Consider the following 15564-nt stretch of genomic DNA (forward strand, 5'->3'; position numbering starts at 1 on the left):
ATGATCTATCTACCGATCTGGAATAACAAACGACACGGTTGTTCCTTCATTAACGCTGCTCACAATCGACAAGCCCTGGCCGTACAGCTGCTGTAATCGTCGATTCGTATTAGGGATGCCAATTCCAGCTTTTTCACTCAAAGCAGCATTTTGCAATTGAGCGACCTTCTCCTGATCCATTCCCTTGCCATTATCTTTTACTTCAATCAGGGTGAAGCCCTCCCGGCGAGTGATGGAAAGCTGAATCGTACCGCCTGCGTTTCGGCTGAGGAGACCGTGCTTGACGGCATTTTCGATCAGCGGCTGAATAGAGAGCGGGGGCAGCAGCAGGCTAATGCCCGGCTCCACCTCCCATTCAATCGACAACCGATTCCCGAACCGCGTTTTTTCAATATAGAGATAGGCTTCAACGAGCGCGAGCTCATGAGACAGCTCTACCAACTCTCCTGTATTCAGATAATCAAAGCTAATTCGTAAAAAGGACGAGAAGGCCTGACCCAGCTTGCGCATGCTTTCCGTATCAATATCACTTAACGCCATTAATGAATTAAGGGTGTTGAATAGGAAGTGGGGCTGGATTTGCGCTTGCAAATAGGCGGCCTCCATACGCAGACGCTCATTAATGGATAGCTTTAGCGCTATCAATGCTCTGATCCGATATTTTAACTCCAGAGCATCTACGGGCTTCGTCACGTAGTCGCTTGCTCCCGCTGAAAATCCGGTGTAAATGTCGGCTTGCTGGCTGCGTGCGGTTAGAAGCAATACGGGCAGCTCCGACATGGAAAACTGCTCTCTTACTTTCTGCGTTAATTCATAGCCGGACATTTGTGGCATCATGACGTCAGCGATAAGCAAATCCCACTGCCGTGTCCCAAGCAATTGCAGCGCTTCCCGGCCGGAACGGGCGGTTGTAAGGGTGTACGGCTCGGTCGAAAGAATGCTCGCGAGGACATTCAGATTGATCGGATCGTCATCAACGGCAAGAATATGGGCGAACTCTTCCTTAAGCAGCGGCGCAAGGGTGGCGGCAGCCTCCATTTCCCCTGAGAAATGATGCGGGAGTAGGAAGCCAGCAGGCGTCTCCTCGATGATTTCTGGCACTTGTCCAGAAGGTTTCGGGAACTTTGCTAGCGGAAGCTTGGCCTCATCTGCCAAAGGCAGATTAAAGCTGAATACAGAGCCTTTGCCCAATTCAGAGCGAACCGTCAATGCTCCGCCGTGCAGCTCGACAAGCTGCTTGCAAATGCTTAAGCCCAGTCCAATGCCTTGCCCATCGCTTATTCCAAAAGAACCTTGCTCATAAGGGAGAAAAATTTTCTCCTGGGTTTCTTTATCTATACCGAGTCCCGTATCGGAAATATGAATAATCGCTTGCTTGTCTCTCATTTCGGCCGAGACGGTAATGCTTCCTTCCTCCGTATACTTGAGGGCATTATGCAGCAGGTTATATAAAATTTGAACGAGCCTTTTCTCATCGGCCAAAACCAAGGGCAGCGATTCGGATATATCCATATGCAGGTTGATTGGCTTGTGCTCCTTCATGAATTGCAGCATCGCGATAACACCGGGTGCAATAGCCTGAATGCTCAGGGGCTCCCGCTGCAAAACGATGCGTTGTTCCTGAAGCCGGGCAACATCGAGAAGATCGCCAAGCAGCTGTGACATTCGCCTGCTGATCGTAATGAGGAGCTGCATATCCTCAAGACTGCTTTTCGCAAGCCTGGTCTTCTCTTTGGTGACAACGTTATAAGCGATATTCATAATACCGTGCAGCGGCGTACGGAGCTCATGAGACGTATTTGCTAAAAACTGGTCTTTAATTTTATCGGCTTTTTGTAACTGCTTGTTCAAATCTCTGTTTTCCCTCGCATTTCGAAAATACTTTTTAAACCAATAGGCCGAAAAACCAATAATGGCAAAAATAATGTCAATAGGATAGTAGACGGTGGTAACATCTCTTGCATTCTCAGCAATACTCCATAATAAGTTGGAAAGGATGCCTGCTGCGGACAACAGCAAGAAAATGATGTCATTATCTTTATTTTTTTGCAAAATCATCGTTCCGACTATGTATATAAACCAGGCGAATGAGATGAAATTTATCGTATTCAATATATTGTAATGAATAAGCCCATAAGCCATATAGACTGGCGAAATCAGAAAAATGACGGTAAAAACTACAATGGCCGCATTGTGCGTTCGGAACCAGTTTTCCCGCAGAGGAGTCGCGTTGAAGCTTTTGAATAGCAGAAGCAGGAGCACATTTTGCCACAGCAGAGAAATCATTCTAATCTTGAAACTCCAAGTATAGTTGATCGGCAGCCACAATAAGAGTACATTGTCGTGGCCTATTAGAATTGTAATGCCCACGGATAACGTTAACAGCGCTGCGATCAACAATCTCTTCTCTTGCGGACTGAATAGGTAGAGAATGCAAGCATATACGCAATGAAGCAGCAGAATAAGAAAAATGAGCATCTGAAACCCAATCGAGTACCAGCGTACAAAATCAATAGTGGCCGCAGTGCCAAAGCGAATCGGCGTTACAATACCGCCCTTATAAGGGCTGTCGAAATTGGCCGCATGAATGACCAATTCGATCTCTGTCGCTCCTTCAATGCCATAAGTAGAGGTGAAAGAGGCGCTTTTCGGCGTATATTCATAGGCAGAGTCGGCAAGCTTGCCCATGCCCCCATTATCTTTTCCGTTAAGTTCAATTTCTGATGCCGCCTGAATGGTTCTAAACCAAAATGAAACAGGAGTCTGAAGCGGATCGATCAAAATGCGAAGACGATACGTTCCATATCCGTACGAGTTGCTAGATTGGTGCGGCAACGCGCTGCTCCAATCGCCTGGAACGACAACGTAGCTTGCATCGGATTCCGTCTCCAAAAGCTCGCTGCCCGTTAGAAATTTTTCAGGATAAAACTGCCATTCTCCATTCAAATTAAGCACGGGGGAATTTTCTAAATCGATACCGCGAAGGTCAAGTACACCGCCAACGGCATGCGGTTGCTGGTCTGACATGGGAAAGAGGACAGACCATGCCCATCTCATGCTGACTAATGCAGCAAAAATTAAAAGCATGATCGTTATATATTTAAAACGTGTAATATGTTTTGCCTGCAGGACGTTCATCAATTTTGTCATAAATGAATAAAACCTCTTTTGACCGCTCTTTATTGTTAATCCTTTACATTATAGCATAGGATTTAGCCATTCTCTTGCTTGGCTGCTAAAGAGAGCAGGTAACGATTAGCAAAAAGCCCTTAGAATAAACATTGGGGACCTGTGAAGGTTTGCCAGTGCTATGCTAAGGGGCGTTTAAAAGGGAGATGTCCTCCTGCGTAATTTCCAGCGTGCCTGTGTCATCGAACAGAGGTAGCGTCTCGCCAGCGAATGCTTGCAGCAGCCGCTCGATAATGCGTGTACCCCATAATTGCTCATTTTGCGACAGTGACGCTGTAATTTGTCCATTCTGAATCGCTTCCTGAATTTCCGGCATCATGCCGAACGTTAGGGAATAGCGGTTTAGACCTTGCGCTTTCCAGACGAGCACCGAGGCGGAGCCGGAGAGGGCATCCATCGATACGAGCGCGTCAAAATGCGGATGGTCATCGATCATTTTTTCCAGCTGCGCCAGCGCGCGGGTTTCGTTGCCTTCGTTATACAACACATCGAGCACTTGAATGTCGGTCTGCTCATTAATATAGGTCAGCATGCCTTCGAGGCGCTCGCTTAAGCTTTTCATCCGCGCCATTCCGTTCTCGACAATAACCATTCCCCGCCCGCCCAGCAGCTCGGACAGCATATGCCCCATTTGGGCACCCGCAGCAGCATGATCCGTTCCAATGAAGGCAGCGCGCTTGCTGCTGGGTGAATCGGATTCAAAGCAAATGACCGTAATGCCCGCCTGTACGGCTTTGTTAATGACGGGAACGAGCGCTTCCTCATCAATTGGATCAAGCGCTATGCCGTCAACCTGCGACGCGATCATCGTCTCCATCATTCGGATTTGCTGCTCCAGATTCGCTTCATCCGGCGCCTTCACTATGAGCTTGACGCCGTGCAGAGCTGCTGCTGCTTTGGCGGATTCCGTCACCGTCTCATAATACGGATGCGCCATCGGATATATAATGCCAAAGGTAGCGATGTCGGGTGCTGCTGTTGAAGCACTTGAAGCAAAAGGGGAGGGTGAGGGAGAGCCGCCATCCTGGCTGCTGGATGAGACGATGCGGGTATCGCCTGCGGTCTCTTTACGACTATCGCCGCTGCTAGAGCTTCCAGCGGCAGTGCCTGCTGCTTCATCATTTGTACAGCCTGTCATTAGCAGATTGAGCATGAGCAAAGCTATAAGCAAAGTAGCGAGCAGGGGCCTTTGCCACAAAACCGATAGCCCATGGGCCAGCTTATGGAAAAACAATGCTGCCTGAGCTCGCATGGTGATGCACCCCTCCTGCCGCTTGCGCGCTGCCATCCTGTTCTTGCTGCTTGCGAAACTGCGTTGTCGTCATGCCGGTTACCCGCTTGAACAAATTGGAAAAATAATGGGCATCATTATAGCCGACCTGATGGGCGATTTCATACGACTTTGCATTCGACGCCTGCAGCAGCTCCATCGCTTTGCGGATGCGCGTGTGGGTTAGAAATTCAATAAAGGTTTGCCCCGTCTCTTGGCTGAACACTTTGCTAAGATGGCTGGGGCTGACGCGCACATGCTCCGCCGCATCATTCAGCGACAAATGATCATCGCCATAATACTTCAAAATGTAGTCTTTCACCTGGCTTAGCATTTCGGCGTATTTATCCGCGGCTCCAGCACGCCATTGCCAGAACTGTGCCAGCAGCGTTTGGAGATAACAGCAGGCATCCTCTTGGCTGCGTACCTCGCTCATGGCCCGCTGCAGCTTATCCAGCTGCTCCTTCGGCATATCCGGATTCCGCTGAATGGATTTGGCGATATGAACTGCTTCAATCGTCAAGTCATTGAGTAAATAATAGCCGTAAAAAGCGCCGCGCCAGTCAAGCTGCTGAAGCCCAGCTGCAAAGCTGGCAATGAAAGACTCCGTCTTGGCGGGCGTGCCAAGCTTGAGGAAGTCGATGAAGCGCTGGCGCTGGGCGACCACCGATTGCTCGGATAAGCCGGAGGCAGCATCGCGCAGCGCTTTGCGGTTTTGCCCGGAGAGCCTGCGCCAATGCTTGTCATCCTCCGCCTCCAGATAGGAGGAATGGATACCTTGCAGGCGATCCTGAATGCTGCCGATGCCGACGGCTATCGTGCAGCTGGCACTGCGCTCCGCCTGCTCCTTCCAGCTGGAGGCGAACCGCGCCAGCACCTCTTGCAGCTGCGGCAGCGAATCGCTCTTGAGCAGCCAGATCGTCTCCGTCTGGCTGCGCTTATAGGACAGCGTGCCCGGCAGAAGGGAGCTGACCGCTTCGTGCAGCAGCAGCTCCGTCTGCTGCTGGGTCGCCATATGAACGCTGACGGAGCCTTCCGGGCAGCGAATGTCCGAGATGGCGGCTGCGTAATAGCTGGCCGTCAGTCCAATCGAAAGCGAGCCGGCCTGATGGATCGCTTCGGCCGTTGTAATAAAGCCGCTGCATAAATCGCTGAGCAGCTTATGCCGCATCTGTTCTGCGTTACCGCCTTGGGCGAGCTGCTTCTTCTCCAGCAGCTCGCGCTCATAACGCTCGCGGTCAATGCTGCGGCTGACGTCATGCAGCGTCCGCACGATATCGGCAGCGCTGACCGGCTTGAGGCAATATTCCTCTACGCCGACGCGGAGAGCGGCTCTTGCATATTCAAATTCGTCATGCCCGCTGAGAATAATGATTTTGATGTCCGGCATCCGCTCGCGGACGATGGCGCTCAGCTCCAAGCCATCCATAAACGGCATCTTGATATCGGTAATGAGGATATCCGGCTGGCGCTGCTCAATGAGCGGCAGCGCCAGCTCGCCATCAGAGGCGTCCCCGCAAAACATAAAGCCTTCTTGCTCCCAATTGATACAGTCCCGAATGCTTTCCCTGACAAGAATTTCGTCGTCAACGAGCATAACCTTTTTCATTCGGCTTCATCCTCTCCATTGGAATGCGGATCGTAACCTTGGTTCCGAGCTGGTCTTCGCTTTCTACGATAACGGTATAGGCTTCCCCGTAATAGAGGCGCAGCCGCTGCTGGACGTTATGCAGGCCGAAGCCGCCGGATACCTCCGAGCCTGTCTCCTCGGGAATATGCTGCATGCGCAGCGCCTCGCGCAGCTCGGCAAGGCGCTCCGGCTTCATGCCGATGCCATTGTCCTCAATCATCAAATACAAGTCCGAATCTTGGCTGGCATAAGCATGTATGCGGATTAAACCTTTACCGCGTTTATTTTTAATGCCGTGATACAAGGCATTTTCAACGATGGGCTGGAGCGTCATTTTCAAAATCGGCAAGTCCTTCAGCTCCTCCGGCACATCCAGCTCATATTCCAAAATGTCGCGATAGCGCATCTGCTGGATGATCAAATAGCTTTGCACATGCTCCAGCTCATCCCTCAGGGCAATCCAGTCCCGCCCCCGATTGAGGCTAATGCGGAAAAAGCGCGACAGCGCCTGTACGAGCTGGATAACCTGCGCGCTGCGCCCGGCTTCCGCCATCCAGACGATGGAATCGAGCGTATTATAGAGAAAATGCGGATTAATTTGCGCTTGCAGCGTCCGCAGCTCTGCCTTCTGCACATGCTCCTGCTCCTCAATGCTTTGCTTGAGCAGCTGCTTGATTTTCTCCAGCATTATGTTGAAGCTGTTGCCCAAATCGGCAATTTCGTCATGGCCGCTCGGCTGTACCTTGACCTCAAGAAAGCCGCCTGCTGCCAGCCGCATCTTGCTCTTCAGCAGCTGAATCGGCCGCGTCAGGCGGGCTGTAATGAAATAATGCAGCGTAATCGCAAACACGATGCTGAGCAGCACGCTGATAATGATCAGCTGGCGAATTTCATTCGCCTCGGCAACAATTTCCTGCAGCGGCACGGAGCCGACGATTTTCCAGCCCGTTGTGGACGAGGTTGTGAAGGCGACGAACTTCGGCCTGCCGATGCTATAATCCACAAAGCTGTTTTGCTGCAGAGCGAGCTGCGCGCTTAGGTCGGCTGGCGGCTGTACCTTCGCCAAACTCGTCATGGCCGAGGGGAGGAAGATGGGATTTCCCGCCTGATCAAGGACATAGACGTAGCCGCTTTCGCCAAGCGTAATATTTTCACAGTAACGCTCGATGATGGAATCATCCAAATCTATGACGATAAAACCGATCACCTCATGGGTAATTTGCTGCTTGACCGTTGCCATGATGGAGATGACGTTATGCTGCGAATAATGAAAGCCATCGAGACGGTCCAGCGGTGAGGCGTCCGGCGGGGGAATGTTCAATACCTCATCCGGATGGTTCAGCAAATATTGAAAATGCGGATTGCGCAGCGGATTCCTATCTAGTTGGAACACGCCTTTACGCTCGCTTAAGCCCCGTCCATACAGGTTGACGACCGTAATGTTGAGCACGCTTTCGTATTTATACGTTTCCCGGTACAAATTCATCGTTTGAATAATGGCTTTGGCATCCTCATACGTATCCGTTTGCGAAAATAAATAATGCAGCACCTGCGGGTTGTTTTCCAGCTCAAGCAGCCTTCCCGTATCCTCAAGCAGCGCATCAATGTCATTGCCAAGCTGGCCCACGACGAGCATGGTCGCTGCTTTGCTGTGATCGGATACCGCATTGTACGATTTTTGATAGGAAATGAGGCCAACGGCAATCAGCGGGACGGAGGTCAAAATAATGAACATCAGCAGCAGCTTGGCCCGAAGGCTTGAGAAAATCCAGCGCATCAGCTTCATAGGTTTATAGGAACCTTTCAAATTGGAAATGTATGCGATTTCAAATCTATCCAACCTTCACTATACCAAATTGCCCCAAACCTCGCTACGCACAGATGAAGGATCGACGAAATTTCCACCTTTCGCACAAAAAATCAAACCATTTGCCGCCGTTGCTGGAAAATTACCCAAAAAATCAAATCGAACGGCTATCGGACTCCGTATCCCGGTCTTTTGAAAGCGTTCTATAATGAGGGCACGCCAAAGTTGGTGAATGACAGGGGAGGTAATACAAAGATGAAAAAAGCAGGAAAACTAGGCATGTCGCTGTTGATGGCGACGATGCTGCTCGTCACATCCGCTTGTGGAAGCGGCAATGGAGGAACGAATACGGCAGGAGCTGGCAATACCGGTGGGACGAGTGCTCCGGCAGCGGCGAGCAGTGAGCCAGCGGCAGCGCCGGCGGATAAAAAAGTGACGCTCGGCTTCGCACAGGTTGGTGCAGAAAGCGGCTGGCGTACAGCGAATACGAATTCGATTAAGGAATCGGCGGCAGCGGTCGGCTATGACTTGAAGTTTTCCGATGCCCAGCAAAAACAAGAAAATCAAATTAAAGCGATCCGCTCCTACATTCAGCAAAAGGTGGACGTGATCGCGTTTTCCCCGGTTGTGGAATCCGGCTGGGATACGGTATTGAAGGAAGCGAAGGATGCGGGCATTCCGGTTATATTGACAGACCGCGCCGTTGATTCGTCGGATACGTCGCTGTACGAGACGTTTATTGGCTCCGACTTCGTAGAAGAGGGCCGCCGCGCTGGACAATGGCTAGTAGATAAATATAAGGATTCGACTGACGAAATTAACATTGTCGAGCTTCAGGGCACAACCGGCTCGGCGCCAGCGATTGATCGCAAAACAGGCTTTGAGGAAATCATTAAAGACCATGCCAACCTGAAGGTTATCGCTTCCCAAACGGGCGATTTCACCCGTGCGAAAGGCAATGAGGTTATGCAATCCTTCTTAAAAGCGAATAAGAAAATCGACGTTCTGTATGCTCATAATGACGACATGGCGCTAGGCGCGATTCAAGCGATTGAAGCAGCAGGCCTCAAGCCGGGCGAGGACATTGTCATCATTTCAGTCGATGGCGTTAAAGACGGCTTTGTTGCGGCAAGCGAAGGCAAAATCAACTTTATCGTCGAATGCAATCCGCTGCTCGGGCCGCAATTGATGCAGGCGGTACAGGATGTACTGGATGGCAAAACGATTGAGAAGCGTATCGTGACGGAGGAAGGCGTCTTTACTTCGGAGCAGGCGAAGGCCGCGCTGCCTGACCGGAAATACTAGAAGCAGAGCTTAAAGCCAGCGAAGGAAGCCGAACAAGGCTGGTCCACGTACCAGGCGGACGGCTTCCTTTTTCATCTTTTATCGTTCATCGCACAGGCGAAATTCCAAACCAAAGGGGAGAAGAAGATGGAGCGGGAACGCGAACCTATCCTGCAAATGAGCAATATCCATAAAGGCTTTCCAGGCGTAAAGGCTTTATCCGGCGTGAGCTTTCGCCTCTTTCCCGGCGAGATCCATGCGCTGATGGGCGAAAATGGGGCGGGCAAGTCAACCTTGATTAAGGTGCTGACTGGCGTGTATTCCATTGATCACGGCACGGTGGAGCTTGCGCATCAGCGTATGGCTATTGATAGTCCTCAAGCGGCGCAAACGGCCGGCATTAGTACGGTTTATCAGGAAGTAAATTTATGTCCGAATTTGACGGTTGCTGAAAATATTTTTATCGGCCGCGAGCCGCGCCGTTTTGGCCGTATTTTATGGAAAGAAATGAATGCGGCAGCCGAGAAGCTGCTGCTCGAACGCTTGCAAATTCGCTTGGATGTAAAGCTGCCGTTATCGGCTTATTCCGTCGCCATTCAGCAGCTTGTTGCGATTGCTCGGGCGCTGAATATTTCGGCGAAGGTGCTCATCTTGGATGAGCCGACGTCGAGTTTGGACCGCAATGAGGTGAAGCAGCTGTTTGAGGTCATGAACAAGCTGAAGGTGGAAGGGCTGTCCATTTTGTTCGTCACGCATTTTCTGGATCAGGTATATGAGGTGTCCGATCGAATAACCATTCTCCGGGGCGGAGAATTTGTAGGGGAGTATTTGGCGAAGGAGCTTCCCCGGATAGAGCTCGTATCGAAAATGATCGGCAAGGAGCTGCAGCAGCTTGATGCGCTGCCGCGTGAGAAAGAGGCGGCTGCGGCAGCCGAGTCTTCGCAGCAATTGGTTATTGAAGCGAAGGCGCTTGGCCGCAAAGGGGCAATTGAGCCGTTCGACCTCCATATTCGCAAGGGAGAGGTCGTTGGCCTTGCAGGCTTGCTTGGCTCGGGAAGGACGGAGCTGGCACGGCTGTTCTTCGGCGCAGATAAGCCTGATGAGGGCGCGCTGCGGGTGAACGGAGTGAAGGAGGGCATCGCTTCGCCGCGCGAGGCGATCGACCAGGGAATTGCCTTTTGCCCGGAAAACCGCAAAACAGAAGGCATAATCGACGAGCTGACGGTGCGTGAAAATATGATTCTCGCCCTGCAGGCGACGCGCGGCTGGTTCCGCGCCATTCCCCGCAAGCGGCAGGATGAGCTGGCTGATGAATATATCAAGGCGCTCAACATTAATCCGCCGAACCCGGAGCAGTTGATTAAAAACCTTAGCGGCGGCAACCAGCAGAAGGTCATTCTTGGCCGCTGGCTGCTGACGCAGCCGAAGCTGCTCATTCTTGATGAGCCGACGCGCGGCATTGATGTCGGCGCAAAGGCGGAAATTCAGAAGCTTGTGCTGAAGCTGTCGGGCCAAGGCATGTCGGTGCTGTTCGTCTCCTCGGAGCTGGAGGAGGTGCTGCGGGTCAGCGACCGGATCGCCGTGCTGCGGGACCATGTCGTAGTCAAGGAAATAGAAGAAGATGAAATGAGCCAGCAGCAGCTTATGCAGGCGATGGCAGGGGAGTGAGCAAGCATGGTGAAGCACCATTTATTTTGGCCGCTGGTGATGCTGGGGGCGCTGTTATTATTTAATTTGCTGTATGAGCCGGATTTTTTCTCCGTGCAGATGCGGGCTGGCAAGCTGTACGGCAGCTTGATTGATATTTTGAATTTTGGCGCGCCGCTTATTCTCGTTGCTATCGGCATGACGCTCGTCATTGCCACGAAGGGCATCGACCTGTCGGTCGGCTCGATCGTGGCCATTGCAGGCGCCATGGCGTGCATGACGCTCAGCAAGGGCACGGATCAGAACATGCTGGGCCTTGTGCTCAGCGCAGTCGGCATTGCTCTTGTGCTGGCGCTTGTGCTGGGCCTATGGAACGGGATGCTTGTGGCGGCCTTCGGCATTCAGCCGATTATTGCCACGCTTATTCTAATGGTCGCCGGGCGCGGCGTCGCCCAGCTCATTACGGGCGGGCAGATTATTACCGTATCGAGCAGCGCCTATAAATTCATCGGCGCAGGCTCGCTGCTCACGCTGCCCTTCTCCATCTTTATCGCTGGCGCCGTGCTGCTGATCGCAGCGCTGCTGACGCGCAAAACCGCCCTCGGCCTGTTCATTGAGTCCGTCGGCTGCAACCCCGAAGCGAGCCGCCTGGCCGGCATTCGCTCGCGAGTCGTCATGATCGCCGTTTATATGTTTTGCGGCTTATGTGCCGGCATCGCCGGTTTGCTGCTCAGCGCAAATGTATCCAGCGCCGACGGCAACAACGCCGGGCTGTGGTATGAGCTTGACGCGATTCTTGCCGTCGTCATTGGGGGCACCTCGCTCAGCGGCGGACGCTTTTATTTGCTCGGTACGGTCGTCGGCGCACTCATTATTCAGACGCTGACGACGACGATCTACATGATCGGCGTTCCGCCGGAAATTACGCTTGTGGTCAAAGCGTTTGTCGTGCTGCTCGTCTGCCTTATTCAATCGGAGACGTTCCGCAAGACGCTGGTACATCGCTTTAAAACTCGCCGCTATCCGGCAGAGAGGGAGGTTAAACGCCATGCTTAAACGGCAGTATATCCCGATCGTAGTAACGGCTGCGCTGCTCGCTTTCATGTTTGCGGCTGGCTCGTTCCGCTACACCGGCTTTTTCTCGCTGCAGGTGCTGCTCAATCTGCTCATTGACAACGCCTTTCTGCTTATCGTCGCGGTCGGCATGACCTTCGTCCTCGTTTCCGGCGGCATTGACCTGTCGGTCGGCTCGGTCATTGCGCTGACGACGATGATTTCGGCAAGCCTTGTCCAGCAGCAGGGCTGGCCGCCCGCCGTCGTCATTCCGCTGGTGCTCGTGCTTGGCGCCGCCTTTGGCTGGCTGATGGGAGCCATCATCCATTATTTTAAAATCCAGCCGTTCATCGTCACGCTCGCCGGCATGTTTCTGGCGCGGGGACTATGCTACGTCATTAGCATCAATACGATTACGATTGACCACCCGTTCTATACGAGCATGGCGCAGACGAAAATCAAGCTGCCGGGCGGCTTTTTCATCTCGATCAGCGTCATTATCGCATTGGTTGTAGTGGCCGCAGCAATTTATTTGGCGCATTACACCCGTTTCGGCCGCAATACGTATGCGCTTGGCGGCAGCGAATCGTCCGCGCTGTTAATGGGGCTGCCCGTCGCCCGCACGAAAATTCTCGTGTACACCTTTAGCGGACTTTGCTCCGCGCTTGCGGGCGTCGTCTTTACATTCTATATGCTGTCGGGCTACGGCCTGCATGCGGTAGGCTTGGAGCTGGATGCCATCGCGGCGGTCGTCATTGGCGGCACGCTGCTGACTGGCGGCGTCGGCTACATCCTCGGCACCTTTTTCGGCGTATTGATTCAAGGGGTTATCCAAACGATTATCAGCTTTGAAGGCACGCTCAGCTCGTGGTGGACCAAAATCGTCATCGGCCTGCTGCTGCTGCTGTTCATCGTCCTGCAGCGCCTGCTCAGTGCAAGGCGGCAAATGCAAAAAGCTTAATAGTCCGTAATAGAACGCGGTTCAAGGGTGCAGCGCAACGATTCGACGTTGTTCGCGGCACCCCCTGAGTCGTTACGATCATGACAAAGCGCCCTGTATCCATTACAATACGATCAGCAAGCTGGAAGGGCATGGACGCTTTTACTGGCTGAACCGGAGGGAGCCTTATGCGAAGACAAGCTGTATTTGTGAAAATGATTTATGCAATCGCTTTCTTGATGCTTCTGAGCAGCTGCCAGCTTACAGCCCCCGCTCCTTCATCATCGGGGATAGGCCATTCGCTCCAGTCTGGAACAGGTATAGGAGAGGGCGCGATAGCAGAAGGCGGCACGCTGCCTGAAGCAACGGGAATCGAGCTCATTCAGCCAGTGAGGCCGATTGTTCTTGGTTTCTCCCAGCTTGGTTCAGAGAGCGAATGGCGAATGGCCAACACCAATTCGGTCAAAGAGGCGGCAAAAGAGGCCGGAATCGAGCTGTTGTTCGAAAATGCGGAGCAATCACAGGAAAAACAGTTTGAAGCGATTCGTTCCTTCATTAAGCGCAAGGTCGATGTCATTGCCATTGCTCCGGTCGTGCATTCGGGCTGGGATGAGATTTTAACCGAGGTAAAGCAGGCGGGTATTCCGCTTATTATATCCGACCGATCCGTTGATGTGGGCGATACCTCGCTTTATGTGACGCATATTGGGGCGGATTTATATGAAGAAGGACGCAAAGCGGGCAAATATTTGGTCGATAAAATGCGGGATGCTGCCGAGACGGTTCAAATTGTCGAGCTGCGGGGAACGGAAGGCTCATCCCCCTCGATTCAGCGCGGACAGGGCTTTCGGGATATTGTGCTGAAGCAGCCGGGCTATAAAATTATGGCCAGCGTCGACGCTGATTTTACTTTTGAACGGGGCAAGGAAGCGATGGGCACGCTTCTTGAACAATATGGCGGTGAAATGGACGTGCTGTTCGCCCAAAACGATGATATGGCGCTTGGCGCAATTGAAGCGATTGAGGAATATGGACTGCGGCCAGGCGTCGATATTGTCATTATTTCAGTGGATGGGACGCGGCGGGCGTTCATGATGCTGGGGGAGGGTAAAATTAACTGCATCGTTGAATGCAATCCGCTGCTTGGCCCGAACATGATGCAGGCGGTGCAGGAGCTCGTTGCCGGGCGCACGCTGCCGAAGCGAATCGTGCCCCAGGAAAGCGTCTATACCGAGCAAATGGCGAAGAAGGAAACCCCGTTTCGGAAATATTAGATCTATCATATACAGCACAAGGCAGTTCCCGTCAGCGTAAAAGCTGCGCGGAAACTGCCTTGTGCCCTTTTCCCTATATGGTTTTGGTAGAGGCGAGGAACAGCTTTACATGCAGAATCGGAATAACCCGGTTATCCAGCCTGAAAGCTTGGTGGAAAATGTCCTTCTCGGAAGAATCCGGCACAGGTTCAATGTCGGCTTCTTCAATCGAAGCGGTATTTTCGATATCATCGACGAGCAGGGCTACTTTGGCTTGCCTGAGCAAAATGATTTTTTGATAGCTGTCTGGGGCCTGTCCAAACAGATTAAATTTTTTGCGCAAGTTAATAATAGTGTAGAGGCCGCCACGAATGTTGGCCACGCCACCATGCCACGGCTCGGCGAAAGGAAGTGGTGTTCCTTCTACGGCTGCTTGAATTTCATCAATTTCCGAAAAATGGACAGCAAAAGATTTGTTGGCCACGTTGAAAATAATAAAGTCGCTCATTAGAGATGGTCTCCTTGCCGTGTTTGGTATGCTTCGAGCAATTCCTATCTCTATTATATTATATCGTTCGACAAGCTGCATATAGCTTTCAAAATAATGATTTGACATTACGGGCAACCTGTAACTATAATAGTTACATTAAGCGGATCGCTTTTTCGGAAATATAGGAAAGGATATCCTAACGCTATCCTTTCTCACCTTATTTTATATTCAGGAGGAATAGACAATGAAAATAGCAGTTATTGGCGCAACAGGCAAAGCAGGAAGCTTGATTATTCAAGAGGCGGCAGCAAGAGGACATGAGGTGACGGCAATTGTCAGAACGGCATCGAAGTTTGCACAGTCCGATGCAGCCGTATTGGAGAAAGATGCGTTCCAGCTGACAGCAGCAGATTTGAAAGCTTTTGACATCGTCGTCAACGCATTCGGCGCACCGCAAGGCGAGGAAACAAAGCATGTAGAGCTCGGCAAAGTGCTGATTGAAGCACTCAAAGGCGCAACAGAAACCCGCTTGATCGTAGTCGGCGGTGCGGGCAGCCTGTTCGTGGATGAAGCGAAGACAACGCGTTTGTTCGAAACGGAGCAGTTCCCGAAAGAATATTATGCGACAGCCTTCAACCAAGGCAGCAACTTGAATGACCTGGAAAGCTCGACCGGCATCAAATGGACGTTCGTTAGCCCGGCGGCCTTTTTCAACCCGGATGGCAAACGCACAGGCTCTTACACAAAAGGCAAAGACAACTTCTTCTTTAACGCCAAAGGCGACAGCTATGTAAGCTATGCGGATTATGCGATTGCAATTGTGGATGAGGCTGAGCAGGCAAACCATGTAAATGAGCGTTTCGCAGTTGTAGCGGAAGCGGAATAAGCAAGAGTCGTTATAGCTTGAATAGGCAAAAGGAATAGACCATTCCGACTTTTTAATAGGTAATAGCTTCTCTAGAAAAAACAGCCCGAACGGACGCATCCGTTCGGGCTGTTTG

The 15564-nt window shown here is 51.9% G+C and carries 11 protein-coding genes; 6 read left to right on the forward strand and 5 right to left on the reverse strand.

Features of this window, described 5'->3' with window-relative positions; genetic code table 11:
- Positions 1 to 9 precede the first annotated feature (9 nt).
- From ASF12_RS10315 to ASF12_RS10330, 4 genes are all read right to left on the reverse strand, one after another.
- The gene (locus tag ASF12_RS10315) at positions 10 to 3150 is read right to left on the reverse strand and encodes a hybrid sensor histidine kinase/response regulator (protein WP_056033620.1); all 3141 of its coding nucleotides are present in this window, start codon (positions 3148 to 3150) and stop codon (positions 10 to 12) included.
- Between the two features lie 163 nt (positions 3151 to 3313).
- On the reverse strand, positions 3314 to 4441 hold the full coding sequence (locus ASF12_RS10320; protein WP_056033623.1) for a sugar ABC transporter substrate-binding protein: 1128 nt from the start codon (positions 4439 to 4441) through the stop codon (positions 3314 to 3316).
- Positions 4410 to 6068, reverse strand: a complete 1659-nt coding sequence (locus ASF12_RS10325) for a response regulator transcription factor (protein ID WP_063892537.1) — start codon at positions 6066 to 6068, stop codon at positions 4410 to 4412. The genes ASF12_RS10320 and ASF12_RS10325 overlap by 32 nt, the downstream gene beginning before the upstream one ends.
- Complete coding sequence (locus tag ASF12_RS10330) at positions 6046 to 7875, reverse strand: sensor histidine kinase (protein ID WP_056033625.1); 1830 nt, start codon at positions 7873 to 7875, stop codon at positions 6046 to 6048. The genes ASF12_RS10325 and ASF12_RS10330 overlap by 23 nt, the downstream gene beginning before the upstream one ends.
- Positions 7876 to 8151: 276 nt before the next feature.
- On the opposite strand from ASF12_RS10330, the gene ASF12_RS10335 reads away from it, so the two are divergent.
- The 5 genes from ASF12_RS10335 (at position 8152) to ASF12_RS10355 (ending at position 14094) form a co-directional block, all read left to right on the forward strand.
- Complete coding sequence (locus ASF12_RS10335; protein ID WP_056033628.1) at positions 8152 to 9201, forward strand: ABC transporter substrate-binding protein; 1050 nt, start codon at positions 8152 to 8154, stop codon at positions 9199 to 9201.
- Positions 9202 to 9327: 126 nt separating this feature from the next.
- On the forward strand, positions 9328 to 10848 hold the full coding sequence (locus ASF12_RS10340) for a sugar ABC transporter ATP-binding protein (RefSeq protein ID WP_056033630.1): 1521 nt from the start codon (positions 9328 to 9330) through the stop codon (positions 10846 to 10848).
- 6 nt (positions 10849 to 10854) lie between these two features.
- A complete protein-coding gene (locus ASF12_RS10345; protein WP_056033633.1) occupies positions 10855 to 11883 on the forward strand; it encodes an ABC transporter permease in 1029 nt (342 codons plus the stop codon).
- Positions 11876 to 12841 (forward strand): galactofuranose ABC transporter, permease protein YjfF, encoded by a 966-nt coding sequence (gene yjfF, locus ASF12_RS10350; RefSeq protein WP_056033636.1) that lies wholly within the window; start codon positions 11876 to 11878, stop codon positions 12839 to 12841. Before ASF12_RS10345 ends, yjfF begins: the two co-directional genes overlap by 8 nt.
- 167 nt (positions 12842 to 13008) lie before the next feature.
- Positions 13009 to 14094: an ABC transporter substrate-binding protein gene (locus tag ASF12_RS10355; RefSeq protein ID WP_081418739.1), complete on the forward strand. Its 1086-nt coding sequence runs from the start codon at positions 13009 to 13011 to the stop codon at positions 14092 to 14094.
- 73 nt (positions 14095 to 14167) lie between these two features.
- On the opposite strand, the gene ASF12_RS10360 is transcribed toward ASF12_RS10355, so the two are convergent.
- Positions 14168 to 14581: a chemotaxis protein CheW gene (locus tag ASF12_RS10360; protein ID WP_056033639.1), complete on the reverse strand. Its 414-nt coding sequence runs from the start codon at positions 14579 to 14581 to the stop codon at positions 14168 to 14170.
- Between the two features lie 226 nt (positions 14582 to 14807).
- On the opposite strand from ASF12_RS10360, the gene ASF12_RS10365 reads away from it, so the two are divergent.
- Complete coding sequence (locus ASF12_RS10365) at positions 14808 to 15449, forward strand: NAD(P)-dependent oxidoreductase (RefSeq protein WP_056033642.1); 642 nt, start codon at positions 14808 to 14810, stop codon at positions 15447 to 15449.
- Positions 15450 to 15564: the final 115 nt, after the last annotated feature.

The sequence above is a fragment of the Paenibacillus sp. Leaf72 genome (assembly GCF_001422685.1).
In the GTDB taxonomy this organism is placed as follows: Bacteria; Bacillota; Bacilli; order Paenibacillales; family Paenibacillaceae; genus Pristimantibacillus.